At 70.4% G+C, this 26,536-nt stretch carries 24 protein-coding genes and 2 pseudogenes; 13 read left to right on the forward strand and 13 right to left on the reverse strand.

What is annotated here, in order from left to right; genetic code table 11:
* Positions 1 to 7 precede the first annotated feature (7 nt).
* From NEH16_RS05005 to NEH16_RS05025, 5 genes are all read left to right on the forward strand, one after another.
* On the forward strand, positions 8 to 1,600 hold the full coding sequence (locus tag NEH16_RS05005; protein ID WP_265539564.1) for a beta-N-acetylhexosaminidase: 1,593 nt from the start codon (positions 8 to 10) through the stop codon (positions 1,598 to 1,600).
* Between the two features lie 41 nt (positions 1,601 to 1,641).
* Positions 1,642 to 3,093: a cellulose binding domain-containing protein gene (locus tag NEH16_RS05010; RefSeq protein WP_265539567.1), complete on the forward strand. Its 1,452-nt coding sequence runs from the start codon at positions 1,642 to 1,644 to the stop codon at positions 3,091 to 3,093.
* A 242-nt stretch (positions 3,094 to 3,335) separates the two neighbouring features.
* Complete coding sequence (locus NEH16_RS05015) at positions 3,336 to 4,175, forward strand: TIM barrel protein (protein ID WP_073966003.1); 840 nt, start codon at positions 3,336 to 3,338, stop codon at positions 4,173 to 4,175.
* Positions 4,176 to 4,219: 44 nt separating this feature from the next.
* Complete coding sequence (locus tag NEH16_RS05020; RefSeq protein ID WP_265539570.1) at positions 4,220 to 5,119, forward strand: 2-hydroxy-3-oxopropionate reductase; 900 nt, start codon at positions 4,220 to 4,222, stop codon at positions 5,117 to 5,119.
* 218 nt (positions 5,120 to 5,337) lie between these two features.
* Positions 5,338 to 6,795, forward strand: coding sequence for a catalase (locus tag NEH16_RS05025; RefSeq protein WP_073966005.1), 1,458 nt, complete (start codon positions 5,338 to 5,340; stop codon positions 6,793 to 6,795).
* A gap of 339 nt (positions 6,796 to 7,134) precedes the next feature.
* Here NEH16_RS05025 and NEH16_RS05030 read toward each other — a convergent pair whose 3' ends face one another.
* Positions 7,135 to 7,461 (reverse strand): hypothetical protein, encoded by a 327-nt coding sequence (locus NEH16_RS05030; RefSeq protein WP_265539571.1) that lies wholly within the window; start codon positions 7,459 to 7,461, stop codon positions 7,135 to 7,137.
* A 239-nt stretch (positions 7,462 to 7,700) separates the two neighbouring features.
* Complete coding sequence (locus tag NEH16_RS05035) at positions 7,701 to 8,186, reverse strand: hypothetical protein (protein ID WP_265539573.1); 486 nt, start codon at positions 8,184 to 8,186, stop codon at positions 7,701 to 7,703.
* 134 nt (positions 8,187 to 8,320) lie between these two features.
* Here NEH16_RS05035 and NEH16_RS05040 point away from each other — a divergent pair.
* Positions 8,321 to 9,149, forward strand: a protein-coding gene (locus NEH16_RS05040; RefSeq protein WP_430523742.1) for an IS5 family transposase whose coding sequence is annotated in 2 segments (ribosomal slippage) — positions 8,321 to 8,685 and positions 8,684 to 9,149 — 831 coding nt in all. Because the reading frame shifts where the segments join, the coding sequence is not laid out codon by codon here.
* Positions 9,150 to 9,210: 61 nt separating this feature from the next.
* Here NEH16_RS05040 and NEH16_RS05045 read toward each other — a convergent pair.
* Positions 9,211 to 9,981 carry a transposase gene (locus NEH16_RS05045; protein WP_265539576.1) on the reverse strand — a complete coding sequence of 257 codons (771 nt, stop codon included), beginning with the start codon at positions 9,979 to 9,981 and terminating at the stop codon, positions 9,211 to 9,213.
* Between the two features lie 93 nt (positions 9,982 to 10,074).
* On the opposite strand from NEH16_RS05045, the gene NEH16_RS05050 reads away from it, so the two are divergent.
* Entirely contained in the window at positions 10,075 to 10,626 is a 552-nt protein-coding gene (locus tag NEH16_RS05050) for a hypothetical protein (protein WP_265539578.1), read from the forward strand.
* A gap of 67 nt (positions 10,627 to 10,693) precedes the next feature.
* Here the strand turns inward: NEH16_RS05050 and NEH16_RS05055 are convergent, their stop codons facing one another.
* Positions 10,694 to 11,029, reverse strand: a complete 336-nt coding sequence (locus NEH16_RS05055) for a hypothetical protein (RefSeq protein ID WP_265539580.1) — start codon at positions 11,027 to 11,029, stop codon at positions 10,694 to 10,696.
* A gap of 212 nt (positions 11,030 to 11,241) precedes the next feature.
* Here NEH16_RS05055 and NEH16_RS05060 point away from each other — a divergent pair.
* Positions 11,242 to 11,939, forward strand: a pseudogene (locus tag NEH16_RS05060) (hypothetical protein); the annotation flags it as partial.
* Here NEH16_RS05060 and NEH16_RS05065 read toward each other — a convergent pair.
* Entirely contained in the window at positions 11,895 to 12,188 is a 294-nt protein-coding gene (locus tag NEH16_RS05065; RefSeq protein ID WP_265547068.1) for a DUF1330 domain-containing protein, read from the reverse strand. The pseudogene NEH16_RS05060 and the gene NEH16_RS05065 overlap by 45 nt on opposite strands.
* Positions 12,189 to 12,223: 35 nt before the next feature.
* The gene (locus NEH16_RS05070) at positions 12,224 to 12,790 is read right to left on the reverse strand and encodes a carboxymuconolactone decarboxylase family protein (protein ID WP_265539582.1); all 567 of its coding nucleotides are present in this window, start codon (positions 12,788 to 12,790) and stop codon (positions 12,224 to 12,226) included.
* Positions 12,791 to 12,857: 67 nt separating this feature from the next.
* Between NEH16_RS05070 and NEH16_RS05075 the strand changes: the two genes are divergently transcribed.
* Positions 12,858 to 13,214, forward strand: a complete 357-nt coding sequence (locus NEH16_RS05075; RefSeq protein ID WP_308286027.1) for a winged helix-turn-helix transcriptional regulator — start codon at positions 12,858 to 12,860, stop codon at positions 13,212 to 13,214.
* Positions 13,215 to 13,260: 46 nt separating this feature from the next.
* Positions 13,261 to 13,521 (forward strand): cold-shock protein, encoded by a 261-nt coding sequence (locus NEH16_RS05080; protein WP_265539586.1) that lies wholly within the window; start codon positions 13,261 to 13,263, stop codon positions 13,519 to 13,521.
* Between the two features lie 483 nt (positions 13,522 to 14,004).
* Here NEH16_RS05080 and NEH16_RS05085 read toward each other — a convergent pair whose 3' ends face one another.
* From NEH16_RS05085 to gcl, 4 genes and pseudogenes are all read right to left on the reverse strand, one after another.
* Positions 14,005 to 15,024 carry a TolB family protein gene (locus NEH16_RS05085; RefSeq protein ID WP_265539588.1) on the reverse strand — a complete coding sequence of 340 codons (1,020 nt, stop codon included), beginning with the start codon at positions 15,022 to 15,024 and terminating at the stop codon, positions 14,005 to 14,007.
* The gene (locus tag NEH16_RS05090; RefSeq protein ID WP_265539590.1) at positions 15,021 to 16,394 is read right to left on the reverse strand and encodes an MFS transporter; all 1,374 of its coding nucleotides are present in this window, start codon (positions 16,392 to 16,394) and stop codon (positions 15,021 to 15,023) included. Before NEH16_RS05090 ends, NEH16_RS05085 begins: the two co-directional genes overlap by 4 nt.
* Before the next feature lies 1 nt (position 16,395).
* A pseudogene (locus NEH16_RS05095) lies at positions 16,396 to 17,267 on the reverse strand (alkaline phosphatase family protein).
* A 595-nt stretch (positions 17,268 to 17,862) separates the two neighbouring features.
* Positions 17,863 to 19,638 (reverse strand): glyoxylate carboligase, encoded by a 1,776-nt coding sequence (gcl, locus tag NEH16_RS05100; RefSeq protein WP_073966012.1) that lies wholly within the window; start codon positions 19,636 to 19,638, stop codon positions 17,863 to 17,865.
* 270 nt (positions 19,639 to 19,908) lie between these two features.
* Between gcl and NEH16_RS05105 the strand changes: the two genes are divergently transcribed.
* Both NEH16_RS05105 and NEH16_RS05110 read left to right on the forward strand, forming a co-directional pair.
* A complete protein-coding gene (locus NEH16_RS05105; RefSeq protein WP_265539593.1) occupies positions 19,909 to 20,607 on the forward strand; it encodes a hypothetical protein in 699 nt (232 codons plus the stop codon).
* A gap of 154 nt (positions 20,608 to 20,761) precedes the next feature.
* A complete protein-coding gene (locus NEH16_RS05110) occupies positions 20,762 to 20,989 on the forward strand; it encodes a hypothetical protein (protein WP_073966014.1) in 228 nt (75 codons plus the stop codon).
* A gap of 5 nt (positions 20,990 to 20,994) precedes the next feature.
* On the opposite strand, the gene NEH16_RS05115 is transcribed toward NEH16_RS05110, so the two are convergent.
* Both NEH16_RS05115 and NEH16_RS05120 read right to left on the reverse strand, forming a co-directional pair.
* The gene (locus tag NEH16_RS05115; protein ID WP_265539595.1) at positions 20,995 to 22,602 is read right to left on the reverse strand and encodes an AMP-binding protein; all 1,608 of its coding nucleotides are present in this window, start codon (positions 22,600 to 22,602) and stop codon (positions 20,995 to 20,997) included.
* Positions 22,599 to 24,275 carry an AMP-binding protein gene (locus tag NEH16_RS05120; RefSeq protein WP_265539597.1) on the reverse strand — a complete coding sequence of 559 codons (1,677 nt, stop codon included), beginning with the start codon at positions 24,273 to 24,275 and terminating at the stop codon, positions 22,599 to 22,601. The genes NEH16_RS05115 and NEH16_RS05120 overlap by 4 nt, the downstream gene beginning before the upstream one ends.
* 136 nt (positions 24,276 to 24,411) lie before the next feature.
* On the opposite strand from NEH16_RS05120, the gene NEH16_RS05125 reads away from it, so the two are divergent.
* Positions 24,412 to 25,254 carry a response regulator transcription factor gene (locus NEH16_RS05125; protein WP_265539599.1) on the forward strand — a complete coding sequence of 281 codons (843 nt, stop codon included), beginning with the start codon at positions 24,412 to 24,414 and terminating at the stop codon, positions 25,252 to 25,254.
* A 118-nt stretch (positions 25,255 to 25,372) separates the two neighbouring features.
* On the opposite strand, the gene NEH16_RS05130 is transcribed toward NEH16_RS05125, so the two are convergent.
* Complete coding sequence (locus NEH16_RS05130; protein WP_265539601.1) at positions 25,373 to 26,518, reverse strand: winged helix DNA-binding domain-containing protein; 1,146 nt, start codon at positions 26,516 to 26,518, stop codon at positions 25,373 to 25,375.
* Between the last annotated feature and the right edge of the window lie 18 nt (positions 26,519 to 26,536).

Raw genomic sequence — 26,536 nt, forward strand, 5'->3', positions numbered from 1 at the left:
GCCCCGCATGCCCGCACCCCGCCCCGAACACTCCCTCGTCCCCCGCCCCCGCAAGGTCTCCGCGCGCCCCGGCCGCTTCACTCTGACCCCGGACACCGGCATCCGCGCCTACCCCGGCGCGGAGGGCGCCGCCGACCTGCTGCGCACCCTGCTCGCGCCCGGCACCGGGCTCCCCCTCGCGCCCTCCGCCACCGGCCGCATCGTGCTCGCCCTGGACCCGCAGCTGAGCGGCCTCGGCGAGGAGGGGTACGGGCTCACCATCGGCCCGGACACGGTGCTGCTGCGGGCGGCCAGGCTGCCCGGCCTGCTGTGCGGGGTCCAGACGCTGCGCCAGCTGCTGCCCGCCGAGGCGCTGTCGGCGGGGGCCCGGCGCGGCGGGGCCTGGACCCTGCCGTGCGTGGAGATCAGCGATGTCCCGGCGCATCCGTGGCGCGGCACGATGCTCGACGTGGCCCGGCACTTCCAGCCGGTCTCCTACCTGCGTCGTTACGTGGACCTGATGGCCCTGCACAAGCTGAACACGCTGCACCTCCACCTCACCGACGACCAGGGCTGGCGGATGCCGATCGCGGCCTACCCGAAGCTGACGGGGATCGGCGGTCACCGCAGCCAGTCGATGGCCGGTCCGCCGGGCGGCCCGGTCGAGAGCTTCGACGGAGTCCCGCACTCGGGGGCGTACACCACTCAGGAGCTGCGCGACCTCGTCCGGTACGCGGAGGCGCGCGGGGTGCGGGTGGTGCCGGAGATCGAGATGCCCGGCCATGTCAGGGCCGCTCTCGCCGCCCATCCGGAGCTGGGCAACGACCCGTCGCGGCGGCTGGGCGTGTGGACCAAGTGGGGCGTGTGCGACACGGTGTTCGGCGTCCACGAGGAGGTCTTCGACTTCTGCCGGACGGTCCTTGACGAGGTCATGGACGTCTTCCCGTCGCCGTACATCCACGTCGGCGGCGACGAGTGCCCGACCACCGAGTGGGAGAACAGCCCGGCGGCCCGGGAGCGGGCCGCCGCGGAGGGGCTGCCCGACGCGCGGGCCCTGCACGGCTGGTTCATGGGCCGCATCGGGGCGCACGTCACCGAGCGGGGCCGCATCCCGGTCGGCTGGGCCGAGACCGGCACCGAACTCCCGCCCGAATTCACGGTGATGACCTGGCGCGACCCGGCCCACGCCCGCGCCGCCGCCCGCCGCGGCCACCAGGTGGTCGCCGCCCACTACCGGGCCACCTACCTCGACTACGCCGAGACGGACGCCCCCGGCGAACCGCTCACGCAGCCGGGTCCGCCCGTCGAGCTGCGCACGGTGCACGGCGACCGCTCGCTGACCGACGACTGGGAGCCGGGCGACGCGGTCCGACTCCTGGGCACACAGGCCCAGTTGTGGACGGAGTACGCGCCCACTCCGGACCGGATCGAGTACCAGACGTATCCGAGGCTGTGCGCCCTCGCGGACCGCGCCTGGTCCGGCGGCGGCGACGGCTGGCCCGGCTTCCTCGCCCGCCTCGGCCACCACACCACCCGCCTGGACGCATTGGGCGTCCGCTACCGCCCCCTGACCCCCAGGCCGCTCACCGCGGCGTCCCCAGGAACAGCGCCAACTTCGTGAATCCCCCGCTCCCCCACGACGTTCCCGGAAGGAACAGACGCATGAAGTCACACGCGAAGACCCGGCTGCGCGCCGCCGCGGCGGCCGCCGTCACCGTGGCGCTCGGCTGTACGGCCCTGGCCGCCGTCCCCACGACGGCGAGCGCCGCCGGCGAGCCGATCGCCGTGCAGTACCGCACCGGCGCGTCCGGCGCGAGCGCCGACCAGAGCGAGCCGTGGCTGAAGGTGCGCAACACCGGCAGCCAGTCCGTGCAGCTCAGCAACGTGAAGATCCGCTACTACTTCAAGGGCGACGCGGTCGGCGAGGTCTACCGGTTCGCCTGCTCCTGGGCGGTGAAGGGCTGCGGGAACATCACGGGGACGTTCGGCACGCTCGCGAAGCCGACCGCCACCGCCGACCGCTACCTGGAGATCGGCTTCACCTCCGGCGCGGGCTCCCTGGCACCGGGTGCCGACACCGGTGACATGCAGCTGCGGTTCTACCGGTCCAACTGGCAGCCGCTGGTGCAGAGCGACGACTACTCGTTCGGCGCCGGCGCGACCTCGTACGCCGACTGGACGAAGGTGACCGCGCAGCTCGGCGGCACCAAGGTCTGGGGCACGGCGCCGGAGGGCAACGACCCGACCGACCCCACCGATCCGACCGACCCCACGGACCCGACCGACCCGGGTGACCCGGGCGAGAACGGGCCGACGCTCTTCGACGACTTCAACTACAGCAGCCACAGCGACCCGCAGATCGCCGCGCACGGCTGGAGCGTCCGCTCCAACGCGGGCGGGCCCGGCGTGCCCGGCGCCACCTGGGCGCCGGACAAGGTCACGTTCGCCACGCAGAGCGGCAACTCCATCATGAACCTGGAGACGTCGACCGCGGGCACCGGCGAGTCCACGAAGCAGACCGAGATCCTGACCCAGTCCATGAAGTTCCGCAACGGCACCTACGCGGCGCGGGTCAAGTTCAACGACGCGCCGAAGTCGGGCCCGGACGGGGACCACCTCGTCCAGACGTTCTTCACCATCAACGACCTCAAGGCCCCGATGGCGGACGACTACGCCGAGTACGACTTCGAGTACCTGCCCAACGGCGGCTGGGGCGAGAGCGGCAACATCCTCTACACGACCTCGTGGGAGACCTACCGGCCCGACCCGTGGGAGGCCGTCAACCAGCACACCGAGTCCCGGCAGAGCTACGCCGGCTGGCACGACCTGGTGGTGACCATCGACAACAACGCCATCACGTACTACATCGACGGCCAGCTCTTCGGCACGCACGGCGCGGCCTATCTGCCGGAGCGCGGGATGTCGATCAACTTCAACCAGTGGCTGATCGACCTCGCCGGGCAGACGAGCACCACGCCGCGCGCGTACGACCAGCAGGTCGACTACGTCCTGCATGTGAAGGACAAGGTCCTCACGCCTTCGCAGGTGAACGCGAAGGTCGCCGCGTTGCGCGCGGCGGGGACGACGTTCCAGGACACGGTTCCGGCCGGGTGACCCGGTAGCGGAGACACGGGCGGGGCGGGGCCGACGGGCCCCGCCCCGCCTTTTCGCGTGCCCTCCGAGGGGCGCGCTCTCCGAGGGGCGCGCTCTCCGAGGGGCGCGCTCTCCGAGGGGTGCGCCGCCTCCCTGACCGGCACGAATTCCGGACACCCCCTTGACAGCCCCGCCACCCTCCGGGCAATCTTCCATTAAGCAGAAACAAACTTCCGCAATACGGAAGGAGCGCCGAAACCCTCATGGGCTACCCGGACCAGCGCTTCGATGTGAACCTCTCGATCCTCTTCACGGAACTCCCGCTCCTGGAGCGTCCCGCGGCAGCCGCCGCGGCCGGCTTCACGGCGGTCGAGCTGTGGTGGCCCTGGATCGAGACCCCCACCCCCGAGCAGGCCGAGCTCGACGCCCTCAAGAAGGCGCTCGACGACGCCGGCACCCAGCTGGTGGGCCTGAACTTCTACGCCGGACAGCTCCCCGGCCCCGACCGCGGCGCGCTCTCCGTGCCCGGCGCGGAGTCGGAGCGGTTCCGGGCCAACATCGAGGTGGCGGCCGACTTCGCCGCCTCGGTGGGCTGCAAGGCGCTCAACGCGCTGTACGGCAACCGGGTCGACGGCGTCGACCCCGCCGCCCAGGACGAACTCGCCCTGGAGAACCTGGTCCTGGCGGCCCGCGCCGCCGACCGGATCGGCGCGGTGCTGCTGATCGAGACCCTGAACGCGCCGGAGTCCCCGCGCTATCCGCTGGTGAGCGCACCGGCCGGGGTCGAGGTCGTGGACCGGGTCAACGCCGCCACCGGCCTCGGCAACGCGAAGTTCCTGCTGGACCTGTACCACCTGTCGATGAACGGCGAGGACCTCAGCCAGGTCATCACCGCCTACGCCGACCGGACGGGGCACGTCCAGATCGCCGACAACCCGGGCCGCGGCGCGCCCGGCACCGGCTCGCTCCCCCTCGAGCAGCTCCTGGACGAGCTGAAGAAGGCCGGTTACGAGGGCTGGGTCGGGCTGGAGTACAAGCCCGGCGACCGCCCGAGCGCCGACTCCTTCGACTGGCTCCCGGCCGCCGCGCGGCCCGCCCGCTGAGGCTTCCCAGGAGCCCCTGTACACGCTGATCGGAAGGCACCCTCATGAGCAACAACCTCCCCAAGGTTGCGTGGATCGGTCTCGGCATCATGGGTTCGCCCATGTCGGAGAACCTGATCAAGGCCGGTTACGACGTCACCGGTTACACCCTGGAGCAGGACAAGGTCGACCGCCTGGCCGCGGCCGGCGGCACCGGCGCCTCCTCGATCGCCGAGGCGGTCGAGGACGCGGACGTGGTCATCACGATGGTGCCCGCGTCGCCGCAGGTCGAGGCCATCTCGTACGGCCCCGACGGCATCCTGGAGAACGCGAAGCGCGGCGCGCTGCTGATCGACATGTCCTCGATCACCCCGCAGACCTCCGTGGACCTCGCGAAGAACGCCGCCGAGAAGGGCATCCGGGTCCTGGACGCCCCCGTCTCCGGTGGTGAGGCCGGTGCGATCGAGGCCGTGCTCTCCATCATGGTGGGCGGCGAGCAGGCGGACTTCGACGCCGCGAAGCCGCTGCTCGAAGCGCTCGGCAAGACCATCGTGCTGTGCGGCCCGCACGGCTCCGGCCAGACGGTGAAGGCCGCGAACCAGCTGATCGTCGCGGTGAACATCCAGGCGTGCGCCGAGGCCGTGGTCTTCCTGGAGAAGTCCGGCGTGGACCTCACCGCCGCGCTGGACGTGCTGAACGGCGGCCTGGCCGGCTCGACCGTGCTGACCCGCAAGAAGGACAACTTCCTGAACCGGGACTTCGCGCCCGGCTTCCGGATCGACCTGCACCACAAGGACATGGGCATCGTCACGGACGCCGCCCGCAACGTGGGTGCGGCGCTGCCGGTCGGCGGTGTGGTCGCCCAGCTCGTCGCCTCGCTGCGCGCGCAGGGTGACGGCGGCCTGGACCACTCGGCGCTGCTGCGCTCGGTCGAGCGCCTGTCGGGTCAGCCCGTCAAGGACTGACCCGGCCCGCTCCACCCTCCCCTTCTCCCCTCAGACTTCCGGACGGTGCCGTCGCTGACACCTGTCCTGTCGCGCCCAGGCGCCGGCACCGTCCGGAACACCCTCCCACCACGAATTTCAACAAACTGTTGACGTCAGGTTCGGAGCGTACCTACGCTCCTGGAGCCCCGAGCCGTCGCAGTTCAGCAGCTCCCCGTACGGAAGGTCGCCCCGACACCATGACGCAGCGTGTGCTTACGACCGAGTCCGGCGCCCCGGTCGCCGACAACCAGAACTCCGCCACCGCGGGTGCCGGAGGCCCGATCCTCCTCCAGGACGGGCACCTCCTGGAGAAGCTCGCCCGCTTCAACCGGGAGCGCATCCCGGAGCGCGTGGTGCACGCCCGGGGCTCCGGCGCGTACGGCTACTTCGAGGTGACCGACGACGTCACCGCGTACACCCGCGCCGACTTCCTCTCCGAGGTGGGCCGCCGCACCGAGACGTTCCTCCGCTTCTCCACCGTCGCCGACTCGCTGGGCGGCGCGGACGCGGTGCGCGACCCGCGCGGCTTCGCCGTCAAGTTCTATACGAACGAGGGCAATTACGACCTCGTCGGCAACAACACCCCGGTGTTCTTCATCAAGGACCCGATCAAGTTCCCCGACTTCATCCACTCGCAGAAGCGCGACCCGTTCACGGGCCGTCAGGAGCCGGACAACGTCTGGGACTTCTGGGGGAACTCCCCCGAGGCCACGCACCAGGTGACCTGGCTGATGGGCGACCGGGGCATCCCCGCCTCGTACCGCCACATGAACGGCTTCGGCTCGCACACGTACCAGTGGACGAACGCCGCGGGTGACGCGTACTTCGTGAAGTACCACTTCAAGACCAACCAGGGCGTGCGCTCCCTCTCCGCCGACCAGGCCGCCGAGCTCGTCGGCAAGGACGGCAACTCGCACCAGACGGACCTGCTCCAGGCCATCGAGCGCGGCATGAACCCGTCCTGGACGCTGTACGTGCAGCTCATGCCTGCCGCCGAGGCGGCGGACTACCGCTTCAACCCGTTCGACGTCACCAAGGTGTGGCCGCACGCGGACTACCCGCTCCAGCGGGTGGGCCGGCTGGTGCTGGACCGCAACCCGGACAACGTCTTCGCCGAGGTCGAGCAGGCGGCGTTCTCGCCGAACAACTTCGTGCCCGGCATCGGCCCGTCCCCGGACAAGATGCTCCAGGGCCGCCTGTTCGCCTACGCGGACGCACAGCGCTACCGCCTGGGCATCAACCACACCCAGCTCCCGGTGAACGCGCCGCGCGCCGCCACCGCGGACAACTACGGCCGCGACGGCCTCCACGCCACACGGTACGGCTCGCGCCACGACAAGAACTACGAGCCCAACTCGTACGCGGGCCCGGCCCAGACGGACACGGCGCTCTCCGCCCCGCTCCCCGTCCAGGGCTGGACCGGCACCCACGAGGCGCCCCTCCACACCAAGGACGACGACTTCTTCCAGGCCGGCGAGCTGTACCGCCTGATGACGGCCGACGAGAAGGACCGCCTGATCGCGAACATCGCGGGCGGCCTGTCCCAGGTCTCCCGGGACGACGTCATCGAGAAGAACCTCGCCCACTTCCACGCGGCCGACCCCGAGTACGGCAAGCGCGTGGAGGAGGCGGTCCGCGCCCTCCGCGAGGACTGACCTCACCCCCGAACCCTGCCCGCGCCGACGCGTCCACCCGGATGAGGGGTAATCGCACGGCACGGGCAGGACGAGGCCGCGGCGGTGGCGCGATGCCAGTGCGGTGGTACGTGGAGGGCGGCCCGGTCACCAGACCTGAAGGCCCGTGCAGCCCCCCTTCGCGCTACTGCCGCGGCCCCTGTTCTTCCCTGAACCAGGGCGCGGAGTACGGATACGGTCCCGTACTCCGCGCCCTTTCGACATTGCGTCATCTGTGCGAGCGCGTCGCGCCGACCTCGCCGGAATCTGATCGCGCCCAAGCGATCATAGGCAGCACAGCACCTCGAAAAGGCCCTGGTGCTACTGGTGCGGTGCTTGCCTGGTTCTGGGCGGCTCTGCAGTGTCTGTCTCGGCCGCGGTGAGGATGAGCCGTCCCTCGACTCCTGCTTCGACGACCTTGACCAGCATCGTGCTCGCGTCATCAAAACGCAGGGTGAAGTGCGGATCGAGCTGCATCAGGAAGTTGAAGCTCTCCCTGTCCTCCGCGTCCAGGGGAGATTCGAGGGTCGCCTCGGACGTCCAGGTGTCTCCGGCGGAACGGACCGCGACCTGCACACGAAGCCTGCCCAGACAGGTCGATCGATTGGCCCACCACTCAAGCGTCGCGGTGCCCTCGTAGCTGTCCACGGTCCGAGTATCGCGAGCGAGCAGGCAGCCGTGTGACAACGATGCAATCTGAGGTCACAAGATCGTGTTACGAGCTCTTAACCACTTCAAACGCCTCGCCATCCGCTGGGAACGTCGCACCGAACTCCATGACGCCTTCTTCTCCCTCGACTGCAGCCTCATCTGCCGGCGGCGGCTCAAGAAGACAACTGAGTGAGCACCACGATGGGAAGAATGTGACCCAGGTTGCGCATGCCGACCTACTCAGCGTTGCGCCTGCGGCTCCAGTCCCGCTCTCCCAGTCGCCTGATCCGCCAGGCAGGCAGCGGGTGGCGGGCCTCCATGACGATGAAGTACGCCATGTCGACCAGCATGCGTCGAACAACCGAGATAGGGACGACCAGATCGTCCCATTGGTTGTAGTTGGCGTGCAGGCGAATCTGATCGTCAGAGACGCGCTCCAGGACACAGCTCTCCACGCCCAGTAGTAGCTCGTCGCCAGCCTCGATCTTGAGCCATCGCAGAAGGACAGACGAGACTGCCCAGTCGGGCCCACACTGGTCAACGAATTCCTCCGCTGCCCATCGCAAAGCCTGTGGCGTGTCCTCGGGTGCCCTGATCAGAGCCCTGCCCAAGACGGGAGGATGCATCGCGCCGTCCTCGCTCGCGTCAGCTGCGGAAATCTCCTCCAGACCGAAGATCCAGGCGCCTTCGGAGGAACCGGCAACGTTGTTCACATGGCTCATCTGCACGACGATGCCACGCCCGTCGCGGCGCCCAGCCCACGAGGGTACCGAACTACCCCGCTCATGATCGTGTTACGAGCTCTTAGAACTCCTGACGAAATGATCTTCGAGGTGGTTGGATCACTCCAGGAGCAATGATCTGGGGGTGTGGGGTGGCTCGGCCGAAGCCGTGGGATGTCGATGACGAGCTCTGGGCGGTGGTCGAGCCGCTGCTGCCGAAGGGGGAGCGGCGGGTCCGACATCCGGGGCGGAAGCGGCATCCGGACCGGCTGGTCTTTCAGGGCATCCTGTTCGTGCTGCACACCGGGATCGCTTGGGAACACCTGCCGCAGGAACTCGGCGTCGGCTCTGGCATGACCTGCTGGCGCCGTCTGGCCGCGTGGACCGAAGCCGGGGTGTGGCCCCGACTGCACCAAGGGCTCCTGGCCAGACTCCGCAGCGCGGACGCGCTGGACTTCTCCCGGACGGCCGTCGACGGCTCCCACATTCGGGCGCTAAAGGGGGGCCAAGACGGGACGAAGCCCTGTTGACAGGGGCAGAACCGGCAGCAAGCATCATCTGATCACTGATGCCACTGGCATCCCGCTCGCCGCCACGCTGACCGGCGGCAACCGCAACGACGTCACCCAGCTCATCCCACTCCTCCAAGCGGTGCCGCCCGTGCGGGGCAAGCGGGGCCGGCCCCGGCGCCGCCCGGACATCGTGCTGGGCGACCGCGGCTACGACCATGACAAGTACCGCCGCCTCGTCTGGGCCCTCGGCGTGAAGCCAGTCATCGCCCGCCGGGGCACCGAGCACGGCTCAAGGCTGGGCGCCCAACGCTGGGTCGTGGAGCGTGCCTTCGCGCATCTGCACTCGTTCCGTCGCCTACGAATCCGCTGGGAGATCCGCGACGACATCCACGAACCCTTCCTCACCCTCGGATGCGCACTGATCTGCTGGCGACGCCTGACGAAGCTCTAAGGGTTGTCCCGTAAGGATCTTGGAGTCGCCGGACGTAGCGGCCCACCGTGCCGCGTACGACCTATCCGGCGAGGGCGAGGTTGTGTAGACGGGCGATGCCGAGCATGGCGTGGTGGACACCGTCGCCTTTCAGGCGGCAGTCGCGGAGTATCTTCCAGGTCTTCATGCGGGCGAAGACGTGCTCGACGCGGGCGCGGACCTGCTTGTGGGACTTGTTGTGTTCCTCTTTCCAGGCTGGTAGTTCGATCTGGCCGCGCCTGCGACGGTGCGGAATGACGAGTCCGGCGCCCGGGTAGCCGCCGTCGGCGATCGTGAGAGTGTTGCCGACGGCGGCCTTGGCGCCGGATTCTTCCCATGCCTTGCAGTCGTTGCGGTTCCCGGCCAGGGACCGGCCGACCACGACGACCAGACGGGTGTCGGCGTCGATGACGACCTGGTGGTTGGTGGAGTACCGATAGTTCTTCGACCGCTCGGCGATGGTGTGGTCCCGGGTGGGGACCGGGGTGCCATCCACGGTGAGCACGGTGTTCTTGGCGAACCGCTCGCGAGACCGGAGCGCCAGCAGGGGGCCGAGGTGGTTGATGACCCGGCCGGCCGTGGACTTCGAGATGCCGAAGAGCGGGGCGAGCTGCCTCAACGTCAGATTGGTGCGCCAGTATGCCGTGACCAGCAGAACCCTGTCCTCCAGCGGCAGACTCCACGGCCGCCCTCGGTGGACCACATCTCCTCCATCCCGACGCAGCATGGTCAGCAGCTTGCCGAAGCAGCGCGGGGTCAGTCCCGCAAACGGGGCTATCCAGGACGGCTCCGAAGCCGTGATCACACTCGCCACTTCATGATCATTACCCAGGCTGGCTCCATGCCGTGACAATCCCGCAGCTACGCTGACCAGGGCAGTCCACAGTCAGTAAGACCGGGGGAAACCATGAACCGACCGCTGCTGTTCCTCGACGTGGACGGGCCCCTTAACCCTTACGCAGCCAAGCCGGAGAGACGTCCCGACGGCTACACCACAATTCGAATTCCCAGGAACGACGCCCATGGAGACGACAGGGGCCTCTCGTCCCGACGGCGCCCCCTGCGGGTCTGGCTCAACCCAGAGCACGGGCGAAACCTGATCCAGCTCGGCTTCGAGCTGTGCTGGGCCACTACATGGATGGACGACGCCAACCGGTGGATCGCACCGGTCCTCGGCCTTCGGGAACTTCCCTTCGTCGACTTCGGTGACGTTCTACTCCAAGAACGCCCCGATGGAGTCCACTGGAAGACCGGACCGCTGGTGAACTACGCAGACGGCCGTCCTTTCGCCTGGGTGGACGACGAGCAGAGCGAGCTGGACCAGACGTACGTGACCGCCCACCACCAGGGAACCGGGCTCCTGCACCACGTCAACCCACGGATCGGCCTCCGGGAGAACGACTTCCACACGCTCGCCGGCTTCGCCCGGTCCCTGAGCACCTCACGAACCACCAGCTGAGCACCCCACCAGCTGTTCAGACCGCTCCGGACCCGCAGCCAAGATCTTTGCGGGACAGCCCTTAGTCTCAATCGCGGCTGTCTACGGTGGCGCTGAAGCCATGGTCCTGAAGCACCGGGAACGTCTGCACTGCGCCGGACAGCCATGCGTCGATCTCTTCGTGGGACGACCTGATGGCGCTGACCAGTTCCATGACGACGTCCAGCTTCTGCTGGCCGACATTCAGGCGTAGTTCCGCAACCGATACCTCCCGATACGGCATGCTCAGCTGCCACCAGAAACGGATGAGATACCGGCACTCCTGCGGCTCGCGATCATCGGCCAGGCGACTGGCGATCATCGCCTGGACACACTGCCGCTGCTCAGCGTCGCGGAATCCGTCTCGAAGGTCCGTCAGGGTCACGGCCGGACAGTACCAACCGCGCTCACCGGCAAACCCGGCGAGGTCATTCCGTTAGGAGTTCTTAGGGTTCGTGCCACGGGCCGGTACTCGCGCACCCCACGTCATCGCAGCAAAAGGAGTTCGACATGAAGCGCCGCACCCTCGTCGGCGGCATCGCTGTGGCAGCTGCCGCAGCGGCAGCCCCGGGGACCGCGTCACCACGCCGGATCGGCATGAGCGACGTCAACCGGCTGAACAAGCGCTTCGCCGACATCGTCGCCAATGACCACCGCCACGGCGGGCAACCCCGCACCGAGGAGCAGGCCACCGCGCTCGCCGTCGAGGCGCTCAATCTCCAGAACGCGGGCAGTGCAACGCAGCAAGTACGCCAGTCTTTACGCCTCTGGAGCCGCGTTCCGATCATCTGCGATGTGGGCGGCCATCGACGGCCGGCGCGACGAGGCAGCGAAGGCTCACATGCGCGAGGCGCAAGCCCTCGCGGAGATGTCGGGCGACCAGGCGCAACCTGCACCTCACCCGCCGCGACCCGCTCTTCGCGTCCCTTGGCCTGGCCCGCCAGGGGGCCAGCCACGGCACTGCCCAGAACCGGACCGAGACCCGTCGCGCGTTCGAGCAGGCACAGGACGCCATGCTGCGCGCAGATCCCGCTGACCACCGGCCGGACTGGCTGCTCGCGTTCTATGACCAGGCTGAACTGGACTCCTTGGCTCTCTCCGCGTACCTGGCGCTGGGCGACTATCCGACCGCCGAGTATCACGCCCACCGCTGCCTGGCGCAGCTCCGCCCCCACATGGTGAGGTCTCGGGCAATCGCGGATTTGGCGAAGTACTCAAAGGAGCTTCAGCGAAGGCGCGCCGGCTCTTGGTCAGTCGATGCCCTCGATGATGCGGAAGTCGCGCTCGACGCCGCCGGAAAGTGCGGCCAAGGCCTTTTGGTAGGCGGCGCTCTCGCGGGCCGCGACGGCCTGGTCGAAGGTGTCGAACTCGACCAGGACGGTGCGTTCGGCGGTTCCCTCCTCGTATGCCTCGACGCGAGTGCCGCGGGAGAGGACCCGGCCGCCCCCGGCTTTGACGGCCGGAGGGGCCAGTTTGTTGTAGGCGGCCAGCTTCTCGGGGTCCGAAACGGTGCGGTAGACGCTGACCCAGTAACCCTTGGGCATGGCATCTCCTGTGTGCGGTGGTGAGTGTGTCCGGCTTACGGGGTGGCCTCGGGGAAACGGGCACCCCAGGGCTCCTCTTCCAGGAGAAGCCCGTTGGCCAGAAGGCTGACGGTCCGGTACCAGCCGACCAGTACGAGCAGTTCGAGTACGTGAGTCTCTTCGTAGTGCGCGCGCAGGGCATCCCAGGTGGGTTGAGTGAGTCGCGCTGTGTCGTTGAGTTCGTCAACCGCCTGGAGCAGCGCCGTATGGCGTGGCGACCATGAGGCGCCGGCCACCGCGTCGGGCTGGGCAGTTGCCCGGAGCAGTTCGGGGGCCAGTCCGGCCTGCGGCGCCAGGGTCGCGGCGTGGACGCCCCATTCGTAGGCACAGTCGGATCGCGCGGTCACGCGGGCGATGACGATCTCCCGGTCCATGGCGGGCAAGAGTCCATGGCCCAGCAGCCCGGCGCCGAGGGCGAACATGCGTGAGGCCAGCTCCGGGTTGCGGTGCAGGACCCGAAACAGCGTGAGCGGCTCGTGCGGCACACCCGGCGGCATCCAGCGGCGGAGCGCCCGGTCGACGTCGGCGGTGTAGGGCGGGGTGAGCGGTTCGATGCGGGGCATGTCGGCACCTCATGCTTCGATTTTCGAACCACTATATGCTTCGAAAACCGAAGCGCAAGGAGTGAGCATGGAAGCCGAAGCGCCACGTCCTGGTCAGCCGGTACGGGGGTCCGCATCGGGACGCCCGGTGATGGCCGCACTCGACCTGCTCGGACGGAGGTGGACGATGCGGATCCTGTGGGAACTGAGCCAAGCCCCTTGCGGCTTCCGCGAGTTGCAGCGCCGGTGCGAGCGCATGTCCTCCAGCGTGCTCAGCACCCGGATCGAGGAGCTGTCCACCGCCCGCCTGCTGGTCCTGGACGGCGACGGCTACCGCCTCACCCGGCTCGGCCGCGATCTTGTCGAGGCGCTGAGCCCGCTGGACACCTGGAGTCGGCGCTGGGCCGAGGAAATGGGTCCCGCGACGCCAGGAGAGCTGGAATGATCACCGCGTGGCCGACGCCTGCGGCTACGAGCGAAGGGAGCGGCACATGGGCCGTCGCGAACGTCACCGCAAGGACCCGGCAGTCGTGACCGCGACTGTGCGCGAGTGGAGCGACGAAGAGGGATGGGGCGTCCTCGACTCACCCGAGACTCCCGGAGGGTGCTTCGGCCACTACTCCAACATCCAGGCGCCCGGCTTCCGCACGCTGTCACCAGGGCAGAAGGTCGAGCTCACCTGGGAGGCCCCCGGCTTCAAGCAGGACGGCTACGACTACCGCGCGGTGAGCATCGCCCCCAAGCGCGCCTGACATCAACGGGCGACCTGACCCGGGACCTGGCCTTGCGTGGTTCGCTCACCGCCAGGGGATGATCGCGGTTGGTCGTGACGCGGAGACCCCCGACACGCAGAGCGTCAATGTCCGGCCGCCGGTCCGGGACGAAGCACACAACCACAGTGACATCTGCGGTCAAGCTCTCGCGGACAGGGCGGACGTTGCCTGACGCAGCACTAGGGGCGCGTCCGGAAAGTCCCATGTGGCCCGCGCCGCCTGGCGCGCCTCGCCACCGCCGCGCCGGCCGGTCACGCGAGCTGATCCATGTCGCGCCTTTCGGATCCTGCCGACCCCGTCCCGCCCTTCGCGATTTCGGGGCCCGGCGCGACAAGGGGTGGAACGGCCTGGGCGAGTGCCTCTGTCGGCCGTCACTCCGAGCACGGCGTCGACCGGGTCTCCCGGTCTCAGGGCATCGAAACGGGCGCCGCCCCCGTGAGCGACACCGTAGGACCGGTCCGCTCAGCCGATGTACGCCGGGGACACCGCCGCCGTGCTGATGCGTCGGGGTGTGCCCGTGCCGTCGGACGGGATCGTGTAGAGGTCGGCTCCGTAGTCGCCCGGCAGGGCGTAGGTCAGGGTGTGGTTGTCGCGCCAGACCGTTTGGTCGTCGACGCTGCGGGCTTCCGACACGGCCGTTTCGCGGCCGGTGCGGAGGTCGAGGACGTACAGGTGCCACGGGGCGTCCGCCGGGAGGCCCGTGACGCGCTTCTTGTAGGCGACGCGCGTGCCGTCCGGGGAGAGGGACGGGCACTCGACGTTGGTGTGCACGGTGGTGACGGTACGGGCCCGCAGGTCGCCGCGGACCAGGTAGGTCGAGCCGTGCGTGGCCATCGTGGCGTAGAAGGTGCGGTCGTCCGAAGCGAACGTCACGCCCCAGAAGTTGATGTCCGCCGCGCGATAGGTCCGGCCGTCCTTGATGACGCGGTACGCCTCAAGCGACGGCGTCAGGCGCCCCGTGCGGGTGTCGACGATCGCCGCCCGCGTCGAGAAGTTCGTGCCCGCGTAGGAGTCGCCGCCGACGAACGCCGTCCAGGCCGCGTACCGCCCGCTGGGCGAGACCCGGGCCCGGGACGGGATCCCCGGCATGTCGTAGCGGGCCCGCTCGCGCAGTCCGGCGTCGAGGATCACCGCCTGGTAGGTCTCCTGGACGGCGCCGTGCTTCGCCTGGAGGCACACGCCGGTACCCGAAGCGGCGTAGAAGCGGAGGCACTTGACCTCCGACGCGACCCGTGGGCCCGATGGGTCCGACGCCGGGACGGACGTCAGCTCGTCGCGGTGCGGCCCCCACGCCATGTTGCGGAACACCAGCCGCCGGGATGCGGTCAGGGACACGGGTCCGGCGGTGATCCGGGGGCCGCCCGGCCGGGCCTGGTTCCTGCGGTCCGCGCGCGCCGAGGCGTGCAGCACGGAGGCCACCGAGACGCCCGCGAGGACGGCCAGGGCACAGACCAGGACCAGGATGCGGTTGCGCAGCGTCATACGAGGCTTTCTGAGGAAGTGGTGGGGCGGATCGGGCGGAGGCGCAGCGCGAACACGGCGCACAGGGCGAGCAGGACGGCCGACGCCGTGAGCGCCGTCCGGTCGCCCCACGCCGTCCAGGCCGCGCCGAAGCCGAGCGAGCACGAGAACCGGGCCAGCGCCTGGCCCGTCTGGGCGAGCGCGAGCCCGGACGAGCGCAGCTCGCGCGGCACGCTGTCCGAGGCAGCCGCCATCAGCACGCCGTCGGTCGCCGCGTAGAAACCGCCGTGCAGGAGCAGTACGGCGCAGGCCGCCGCCGTGCCCTGCCAGGAACTGAGCAGAAGGGCGTACGCGAGGAGCAGGGCGCCGTGTCCGCCGAGGAACACCTGCCACCGGCCTGCCCGGTCCGCGAGTCGGCCGAGCGGGACGGCGAGGAGCAGGAAAGCGGCAGCGGTGCCGAGGGGCAGCAGCGCGAACCAGCGGTCCGGCACCCCGAGGCGCCGCTGCAGGAGCAGGAACACGAAGGAGTCACTGACTGTGGCGAGCCCGAGCAGCAGGGCGCAGACAGTGATACGTCGTAGCTCCGGGTGGTGGAGGAGAGCCAGGGCAGCGCGCAGGGTGGGGCGCGGTGCGGCGGCCGGGAGGGCCGGAGTCCCGGCTCCGGGCTCCCCGGCTCGGCCCGTTTCGGCATCGGCGCCTGTCGGCCGCCCGGCGCCGTCCTTCGTGCCCGCACCCCCCGGTACGAACAGCACCAGCACCAGTACGCCCACCACGGCCACGCAGAAGCTCACCGTGAACACGGCGTCGTAGCCGTCGACGGTGGCGCGGAGGATCAGGAGGGCGACGAGGGGGCCGAGCAGGGCGCCCGCCGTGTCCATCGCACGGTGCACTCCGAAGGCTCGGCCGCGGTTCTCCGGGGTGCTCGACAGGGAGATGAGGGCGTCGCGCGGGGCGGTACGCAGGCCCTTGCCGGTGCGGTCGGCTGCGAGGATCAGGCCGATCGGGGTCAGCGTCTGCGCCATCAGGAGCAGGGGTTTGCAGGCCGCCGAGAGGGCGTACCCGGCCCCCGCCACCCACTTGTGGCGCCCGCCTCCCCGGTCGGCGAGGTGTCCGCCGACGAGGCGGACCAAGGCCGAGAAGCCGTTGTAGATCCCGTCGAGGAGCCCAAAGCCCAGCGGGGACAGGCCGAGGCCCGCCACCAGGTACAACGGCAGCACCGCCGTCACCATCTCGGAGGAGACATCGGTGATCAGGCTGACCGCGCCGAGGGCCAGCACCGTGGGCGCGACCGCGGGACGGCGCCGCCCGGCGCGGGGCCGGGTGGCGCCGTCCGCGGACGGGGCCGCCGCCGGGGTCTCGGGCGTGCCGGCCCGGCTGTCCGCTACGTACATGTCAGGACGTCCAGATGCCCGTAATATCCTTGGCGGAGGCCGCGTTGCCGGCGTGCGTGAGGCCGTGCATGTCCTCCAGCGTCCGCAGCAGGTCGTAGTGGTTGTAGGTGGTGGCCGAGGAGGACCCCGGGGTCACCTGCTGGCCGTAGAGGACCGTCGGGATCTTGTTCCCGGCGAGCCGGTTGTCCTCGTCGAAGGTGACGACGAGGAGGCTGTTGTGGGTCTTTGCCCAGGTGGCGTAGGCGCCGAGCTTGTTCTTCAGCCAGGTGTCACCGGTGGACACCGAGCAGTCGTGCATGTCGCTGCACAGGTTCGGGACGACGAAGGAGACCTGCGGGAGCGTCGAGTAGTCCGTCGGGAACTGAGCGAACGTCTTGGCGCTGGACGTGGGGACGTTGCTGAAGCCGAACCAGGGGTTGTGCTTGCGGGCGTAGTCGCCGCTGCTGCAGGTCGTCGAACCCTGGCTGGGCAGCGTCTCGTTGTAGCTGCCCCAGGTCTTGCCCTTGGCGATCAGCTCGGAGGCGAGGTTGGGCGCGGAGGAGAAGCCGGGCGTGTAGCAGCTGTCGTCCGTGATCCCCTGCGTGGAGCCGGAGAACAGGGCGAAGTAGTTCGGCTGGCTCGGGTGCGTCTCGGCATACGACTGGGAGAGGTTGGCCCCACCCGCCTTGAGCGAGTTGATGTAGGGAGCGCTGGAGGAGCCGACCACCTGGCTGTACGCGTGATTTTCAAAGACCACGACCACGACGTGGTCCGGGGTCGGGACGGCCGCCGCGGCGTGCGCGGGGCCGAGCCGGCGAAGCCGGTCCAGATCCCGGCCGCTGCCGCGGTGAACGCGAGAGCGGCTGCCACGACGGCACGACTGCGGCGGTACACGTTTCTGCCGGGCACTGCAGACCTCCGGTGAGGGGATGGCGACGGTGGCGGTGCGGTCAGAGCATGCACACGCCAACCGTCTCCGGGCCCCCTTCCTCAGCCGACAGGGTGAAGAGCGGGTGAACGGTTGCCGTTCGCGCCCGCCGGCGTCACGCCCGTGCGGCGTCCGCCCGCTGCCCTCCGGACCTCACGCACCCCACGACGACAGCTCACCGCCACCGTGGGTGCGAGTCTGCTACTGGGTTCGGGTGGGGCCGCAGTGTATGTCGCGGTCCGTACCGTCTCTGGGTTCGGCGAGACCGCAAGCGGGTGGAGGTGGGCTAGGGCCTGTCGCCGGGCTCTTCCTGGTGGCGGTGTTCGTCGCGTGCGTCCTGCTGGCGTACCTTTTCGCGGACGCCGCACAGGGGACGGTGCTGCCGGCCCGGGTCGACCCGGCCACCCGCGTGTTCACCCTCGGACCACCGCCCGCGCCGCGGGCACAGCAGGCCCTGTTGCCGGGTCGAGCGGCGACCCGGTCGAGTTTCCCAGGACAACGGAGAGCGCCTGCCAGGATCCGCAGGCGCTCTCCGGGGCTGGGGTCACAGGACCTGGACGATCACGCCTCCGCGAACGGCCGGATCGCCGTCGGGGCGTGCGTCGGGTCCGTCGCGATGTCCTCGAACTCGTTGACCGAGGCGATGTCCGAACCGCTCATCGCGATGTTCGTGACGCGTTCCAGGATCGCTTCGACCACCACCGGGACGCGGTGTTCCGCGGCGAGCTTCTTGGCCTCCTCGAAGGCCGGGAGGAGGGCGTCCGGTTCGGTGACGCGGATGGCCTTGCAGCCTAGGCCCTCGACCACCTTGACGTGGTCCACGCCGTAGACGCCCAGCTCCGGGGAGTTGAGGTTCTCGAACTCCAGGTTGACCTGGAAGTCGATGTCGAAGTTGCGCTGGGCCTGGCGGATCAGGCCGAGGTACGAGTTGTTGACCAGGACGTGCACGTACGGGATGCGGTGCTGGGCGCCGACCGCCAGCTCCTCCAGCATGAACTGGAAGTCGTAGTCGCCGGAGAGCGCGACGACCGAGCCCTCCGGGTCGGCGGTGGCGACGCCGAGCGCCGCCGGGATCGTCCAGCCCAGGGGGCCCGCCTGGCCGCAGTTGATCCAGTGGCGCGGGCGGTAGACGTGGAGCATCTGGGCGCCCGCGATCTGGGAGAGGCCGATCGTCGTGACGTACCGGGTCTCCGGGCCGAACGCGCGGTTCATCTCCTCGTACACCCGCTGCGGCTTCAGCGGGACGTTGTCGAAGTGCGTACGGCGTTGCAGGGTCGCGCGGCGCTCCTGGGTGGACGCCGCCCAGGCCGAGCGGTCCGCCAGCCTGCCCGCCGCCTTCCACTCGCGGGCGACCTCCACGAACAGTTCCAGGGCCGCCTTCGCGTCGGAGACGATGCCAAGGTCCGGGGCGAAGATCTTGCCGATCTGGGTGGGCGCGATGTCGACGTGGACGAAGGTGCGGCCGGCCGTGTAGACGTCCAGCTTGCCCGTGTGGCGGTTGGCCCAGCGGTTGCCGATGCCGAGGACGAAGTCGGACTCCAGGAAGTTCGCGTTGCCGTAGCGGTGCGAGGTCTGGAGGCCGACCATGCCGGCGTTCAGCTCGTGGTCGTCGGGGATGATGCCCCAGCCCATCAGGGTCGGGACGACCGGGACACCGGTCAACTCGGCGAACTCCACCAGGAGTTCCGACGCGTCGGCGTTGATGATGCCGCCGCCCGCGACGAGCAGCGGGCGCTCGGAGGCGTTCAGCATCTCCAGGGCGCGCTCGATCTGCTTGCGGGACGCGGCGGGCTTGTGCACCGGCAGCGGCTCGTACAGGTCGGGGTCGAACTCGATCTCGGTGAGCTGCACGTCGATCGGCAGGTCGATGAGGACCGGGCCGGGGCGCCCCGTGCGCATCAGGTGGAACGCCTGCTGGAAGACGCCCGGGACCTGCGCGGCCTCCAGGACGGTGGTGGCGGCCTTGGTGACCGGGGCGGCGATCGAGGCGATGTCGACGGCCTGGAAGTCCTCCTTGTGCAGGACGGCGGTCGGCGCCTGGCCGGTGATGCACAGGATCGGGATCGAGTCCGCGATCGCGGAGTACAGGCCGGTGATCATGTCGGTGCCGGCGGGCCCCGACGTGCCGATGCAGACGCCGATGTTGCCCGGGCGGGCCCGGGTGTACCCCTCCGCCATGTGGGAGGCGCCCTCGACGTGGCGGGCGAGCGTGTGGTGGACGCCGCCGGCCGCCTTGAGGGCCGCGTAGAAGGGGTTGATCGCGGCGCCGGGCACACCGAACGCGTTGCTGACGCCTTCGCGCTTGAGGATCTCGACTGCCGCGCGGGCAGCGGTCATACGAGGCATTGAGTGCTCCTGCTCGTCCCTGGGTGGAGTCGGGGATGGAGTCGGGCTCTGTCGCGCCACCTGAGAGCACCACATCACCGGTTCCGCATTGCGGAAAACTTCTTCTGTTATGTGGAAGCAAATCTAAGCGCCGTCCGGACCGCCGTCAAGGGAGCGGGGAGCGGCACGGAGAAGGGCGCCGAGTGAGGCGATTCCGCTCCCGGCGGCGGGCTCTTGGGGGAGCATGGAGGGATTACGGAAGTGGTACGGAGGGAGCACGGGGTGGAGTCAGTGCCGGTACGGTGCCCGGCCTGTCGCCGCGACCATGCGTACGTGACCCCCGTCTACCCGTGCCCGTGCGGGGAGCCGACCGCCCCGCCGCTGCTGCGCGGCGCACCCGTCGTCCCGATCACCCATCGCACCTGGAACGACGACTGGGTGACCGTACGGTGCCGGGGCTGCGGGCGGCACGACCAGTGGCCGCAGCCCGAGCTGTGCTGCCCGTGCGGCGCGGTGCTGCGGGTGCCGGTGCGGCCGGTGGCGTCCGCCGGGGCGGTCCGGCCCGCGCACATACCGCTGCCGCGCACGGCGGCGGCGCCGCGTCCGGCGTTCCGCCCGCTGACCATCCGTACCGCGCGTGACGCGGTCGCGGCGGCGGCGCTCTATCTGACCTGGCTGGGCTTCCGGGACGTGACGCACCCGGTGAACCGGCCGGCGTCCCGGATCGACGTGCGGGCGGCCGGGCTGATCGCCGAGGTCGACTCCACGACCCGGCCGACCGCGCTCCGCGACGTCGAGTGCCTGTGGCTCAACGCGCTCAACGGCTCGGTGCGCGGGGTGCTGTTCTCGCTCGCGGGCTATACGCCGGAGGCCCGCAAGCGCGCGGACACCTTATGCGTGCCGCTGTTCGTCCTGGACCTCACCGGCACGCCGCAGCCGGTGAACGGCGCGGCCGACGAGCTCGTCAGCACCGGCGCCTGACCGCTCGCAACCCATCAGAATCGGACACACGGGCCGGGCGACGTGTCGTGCCTCACGGAAACCGACCGGCCACCCTGCGTGTGATCCGTCACGTTCTGGCCAACGGCCCCCGATGTGCGGTCCGTTGTCAGTGGCGGGCCCTACAGTGGAACGCATGGTCTTAACTCCACGGACTTCACCACCCTCGGACACGCCCGCGCACGCCCCCGCGCTCTCGGGCCGCGCCGCCCTGGAGGCCAATGAGGCGATCCGGGCGTTCGTGGACGCCCGCGCGGGGCAGGAGTGGTCCCCCGTGGAGTCCGCCGCGTACGAGGTGCTACTCATCGAGTGGGCGGCCGCGACGCGCGGGACGGCGGCGGGGGACGTCATCGAGGCCGCCTGACGCGGCTACCCCCGGTAGGTCTCCCGCAGCTCGATCTTGCGGACCTTGCCGCTGACCGTCATCGGGAAGGTCTCCCGGATCTGGAGCAGGCGCGGGATCTTGTAGTGCGCCAACTGCCCTTCGCAGAAGGCCCGTACGTCGTCGAGGGCCGGCGGGTCGGCCGGGTCGGCGGGGATGACGCAGGCCAGCACCTCTTCCCCGTAGCGCTCGTCGGGCACGCCGACCACCTGCACGTCGGCGATCTTCGGGTGGCGGTACAGGAACTCCTCGATCTCGCGCGGGTAGATGTTCTCGCCGCCCCGGATGATCACGTCCTTGATGCGGCCGACGATCTGCACGTAGCCGTCCTCGCGCATCACCGCGAGGTCCCCGGTGTGCATCCAGCGCCCCGCGTCGATGGCCTCGGCGGTCCGCTCGGGCTGGTCCCAGTAGCCGAGCATCACGCTGTAGCCCCGGGTGCACAGCTCGCCGGACTGCCCGCGTTCCAGGGTCACCCCCGTCGCCGGGTCGACGACCTTGACCTCGATGTGCGGCATGACGCGGCCGACGGTGCCGGTGCGGCGCTCCAGGTCGTCGTCGCGGCGGGTCTGCGTGGAGACCGGTGAGGTCTCCGTCATGCCGTAGCAGATGGACACCTCCTCCATGTGCATCTCGGCCACCACCCGCTTCATCACCTCGACCGGGCACGGCGACCCGGCCATGATCCCGGTGCGCAGCGAGGACAGGTCGTACGAGGCGAAGTCCGGCAGGTTCAGTTCGGCGATGAACATCGTGGGCACCCCGTACAGCGAGGTACAGCGCTCCTGCTGCACGGCGCTCAGCACGGCCGCCGGTTCGAACGAGCCGCCGGGGATCACGATGCAGGCGCCGTGCGAGGTGATGCCGAGGTTGCCCATCACCATGCCGAAGCAGTGGTAGAAGGGGACCGGGAGGCAGACCCGGTCCTGCTCGGTGTAGGCGACCAACTCACCCACGAAGTAGCCGTTGTTGAGGATGTTGTGGTGGGAGAGGGTCGCGCCCTTGGGGAAGCCGGTGGTGCCCGAGGTGTACTGGATGTTGATCGGGTCGTCGCAGGACAGCTCCGCCTCGCGGGCGGTCAGCTGATCGCCTGTCACCTGGTCTGCCACCGCCAGCAGTTCCTCCCACGAGCTGTCGCCGATGTAGTGCACCGCCCGCAGATCGGGGCAGTTGGCGCGGACCTCCTCGACCAGGGCCCGGTAGTCGCTGGTGCGGTGCGTGAGGGAGGCGGCAAGGAGGGAGATCCCGGCCTGCTTCAGCACGTACTCCAACTCGTGCGCCCGGTAAGCCGGGTTGATGTTCACCATGATGGCGCCGACGCGGGCGGTGGCGTACTGGACGAGCACCCACTCGGGGCAGTTGACCGCCCAGATGCCGACCCGGTCGCCCTTGGCCACGCCCGACGCCATCAGGGCCCGCGCCAGCTCGTCCACGGCCGCGCCGAACTCCGCGTACGTCCAGCGCCGGCCGGACGGTACGTCGACCAGTGCCTCCCGGTCGGGCCAGGCGGCGACGGCCCGGTCGAGGTTGCGTCCGATGGTGTCGCCGAGCAGGGCGGTGGTGCCCGTGCCGTGTGCGTAGGACAGCTCGGTCATGCCAGGTCCCCCTCGACGTATTCGGTGCCGCCGCCCTGGGCGGTGCGCTCGCGCAGTTCGATCCGGCGGATCTTGCCGGAGACGGTCTTGGGCAGCTCCGCGAACTCCAGCCGCCGCACCCGCTTGTACGGGGCGAGCACGGACCGGGAGTGGGCGAAGAGCACCTTGGCGGTGTCGGGGCCGGGCTCCCAGCCGTCTGCGAGCACCACGTATGCCTTCGGGACGGAGAGGCGGACCTCGTCGGGGGCCGGGACGACGGCGGCCTCGACCACCGCCTCGTGCTCCAGCAGGGCGCTCTCCAGCTCGAACGGGGAGATCTTGTAGTCGGAGGACTTGAAGACGTCGTCGGCGCGCCCCACGTAGGTGATGTAGCCGTCCTCGTCGCGGGAGCCGATGTCACCGGTGCGGTAGTAGCCGCCGGCCATCGCCTCGGCCGTGCGCTCCGGGTCGCCGTGGTAGCCGGTCATCAGGCCCACCGGGTGCGTCGACAGGTCCAGCGAGATCTCGCCCTCGACCGCGCCGGGCTCCCCGCTCACCGGGTCGAGCAGGACCACCCGGAAGCCGGGGCTGGGCCGCCCCATCGAACCGGGCTTGAGGACCTGGCCGGGGGTGTTGGCGACCTGGACGGCGGTCTCCGTCTGGCCGAAGCCGTCGCGGATGGTGACACCCCAGGCGCGCCGGACCGCCTCGATGACCTCGGGGTTCAGCGGTTCACCGGCGGCGACCACCTCGCGCGGCGGCGTCTTCAGCTGGGTCAGGTCCGCCTGGATGAGCATGCGCCACACGGTGGGCGGGGCGCAGAAGCTCGTGATGCCGGAGCGGTCCATCTCGGCCATCAGGCGGCCGGCGTCGAAGCGGGTGTAGTTGAAGATGAAGACGGTCGCCTCGGCGCTCCACGGAGCGAAGAGGTTGGACCAGGCGTGCTTGGCCCAGCCGGGCGAGGAGATGTTGAGGTGGACGTCGCCGGGCTTGAGCCCGATCCAGTACATCGTCGCCAAGTGGCCCACGGGGTACGAGACATGGGTGTGCTCGACCAGCTTGGGGCTGGCGGTCGTGCCGGAGGTGAAGTAGAGCATCAGCGGTTCGTCCGCGTCGGTCTCGCGGTCCGGTGTGAAGGCGCGCGGGGCCCCGGCGGCGTCCGCGTAGTCGAGCCAGCCCTCGGTCGGGGCGCCGACGCAGATACGGGTGTAGCGGCCGGGCACCTCGGCGAACTTCGCGGTGTCGGTGTCGCGGACCAGGACGTGCCGGACCCGGCCGCGCTCCACCCGGTCGCGCAGGTCGGCGGGGCCGAGCAGCGGGGTCGCCGGGATGACGACGGCGCGCAGCTTCATCGCGGCGAGCGCGGTCTCCCACAGCTCGACCTGGTTGCCGAGCATGACGAGGACGCGGTCGCCCTCGCGCACCCCCTGGGCGCGCAGCCAGTTCGCGGCCCGGTCGGAGCGGGCGGACATCTCGGCGAACGACACCTCGGTGCGGGTGCCGTCCTCCTCCACGATGTGCAGGGCGGTGCGGTCGTTGTCCCGGGCGATGACGTCGAACCAGTCGAGCGCCCAGTTGAAGTGGTCGTCGCGGGGCCAGCGGAAGCCGTCGTAGGCGGCGGTGTAGTCCTCGCGGTGCCGGAGCAGGAAGTCCCGGGCCGCCCGGAACGTCTCCGTCGCACTCGTTTCCGGCATGTGCCCTCCTCTTTACCGACCCGGCCGGTCCTCCGGCTCCTCACATGATGTAAACAGTGACCCAGGTCTCACCACCCCCGGACGGGGGTGTCGCGGGGCCGCCATTCCATCGGGGGCCGGGCAGAGAGGCGGCAGGGTGCCGGAATCCGTCGAGGCGGTCGAGATGCAAGCGGCGCTGCTGCGGCTGCGCCGGACGAGCGGGCTGCCGGTGGCGTTCGGCGGGCTGCTGTCGGACAGCCGGCACGCCAGGATCGCCGAGGTGAACGGGGCGCGTACGGCTGCGCTGCGCGGCCTGGTCATCTCGTCGGGCAGCGGCCTGGGCGGCAAGTCCATGGCCCTGTCCAGGCCGTGCGCGGTGACCGACTACCGCTTCTCGCGCCACATCAGCCACGAGTACGACACGGCCGTCGCGGCGGAGGGGCTGCGTTCGGTGGTCGCCGTGCCCGTCGTGGTGCGGCGCGAGGTGCGGGGGGTGCTGTACGGGGCGCTGCGTGAGCCGCTCACGCTGGGGGACCGCACGTTCGACGCGGCGGTGGCCGCCGCCCGTGACGTGGAGCAGGCGCTGGTGGTCCGGGACGAGGTGCGGCAGCTGCTGGCGGCGGGCCGCCCGGAGCCGGACGCCGCGCCTGGAGCGGCGGCGGCCTGGGAGGACGTCCGGGAGGCGCACCGCGAGCTGCGCGCCCTGATGCCGAAGGTGCTGGACCCGGCGCTCCGGGACGAGCTGCTCGCGGTGTGCGGGCGGCTGGCCTCGGCGACGGGCGCCCGGGAGCCCGGGGCGCGGGAGGTCCGGCTCGCACCGCGCGAGGTGGATGTGCTGGCCTGTGTCGCGGCGGGTGCCACCAACGCGGTGGCGGCGGACCGGCTGGGGCTGCGCCCGGAGACGGTGAAGGGCTATCTGCGGTCCGCGATGCGGAGGCTGGGGGCGCACACCCGGCTGGAGGCGGTGGTGGCGGCCCGGCGTGCGGGGCTCCTGCCGTAGGCGCGTCCCGCGCCGTGGAGGGTGCCCCGCGCCGTCGGGCGGCGCCCCGCGCCGTAGAGCCCCCGACGCCGTAGGGCGCCCCCGCCCCGTAAACCGTCCCCCCGCATCCGCGCCCCCGTCAGCGCCCCAGGTCCACGAACGACCCGAATCGGACGTCGTGCTCCGTCGCCGAGGTCATCGCCGCCATCAGGTCCGTCGCCTCCCCCGTCAGGGCGTCGCGCTCCGCGGCCGTCAGCGGGCGTACCTCCTGGACGGTGACGGCGGCGGGGGCGTCGCGCGGTGTGTCCAGCCGCCAGACCGCCGCGAAGAACCCGTCCACCAGCACGCTGCCGTAGGTCTGGTTGCCCACCCCGTTGAGGCCCTTGAGGGGCGCCGGGATGACCCGGGTGCGGTCGGCGTGGCCGAGGAGGACGTTGTCGAACTCGGGCAGGAAGCGGGGCGGGGCCGGGGTGTCCTCGGCGGGGCGCGGGGCGTCGGGCAGGTCGAAGAGTTCGGTGCCGTGCTCGTCGCGGAAGGTGACGAGCCGGGGCCGCAGCCGCTCGAAGACCTCCTTCAGGCGGGTCAGCCCGGCCCATGCCTGCATGTCCTTCACCGATGCGGGGCCGAACGCGCCGAGGTAGCGCAGCACGGCGCGCTCGATGTCGGGCGCCGCCTCCCCCGCGTAACCGAGCCAGCGTTCGACGGTGGTGAGCGAGACGCCTCCGCTGATGCCCCACAGGCCGCGCGGGGTCGCCTGGACCAGGGGCAGCAGGCAGCGGGCGGCGATCCCGAGGGCCTGCGGGTCCGCGTCGGGCCACTCGGTGAGCAGCCGCTCGCGGATCTCCTTCGGGGTGCGCGGCGCCTCCTCCACGTACGCCCGGCTCAGCTCGCGCACCCGGTCCAGGTCCACGCCCGGGAGTCGCTTGCGGAACATGTTGAGTTCGCGGTCGACGGCGGGCTGCATCAGGGGGCGCAGGGACAGGGCGTCCTCGGCGGTGTGGGTGTGGATGGTCGAGCGCAGGGAGACGATGCGGACGACCTCGCGGGACTCCATCAGCGACGACAGGTCGGCGGGCCGGAAGCCCCGGAGCCGGGCCAGGAGCTGGTAGTACGGCGGCTTGGTGTTCTGCGCCTGGAGGCCGACGAGGTGGGTGACGGCGTCCTTGGCGCTCATCGCGGTCCGGCGCAGCAGGAGCTGGCGGTCCAGGGTCGCCCGGCCGAGGGCCCTGGGCGTGAGCACGGGGACGGGGACGGCGCCGGCGGCGGGCTTCTTCTTCACGGCCATGACGGCACGCTACGGGGA

This window comes from Streptomyces drozdowiczii, from assembly GCF_026167665.1.
Lineage (GTDB): Bacteria > Actinomycetota > Actinomycetes > Streptomycetales > Streptomycetaceae > Streptomyces > Streptomyces drozdowiczii_A.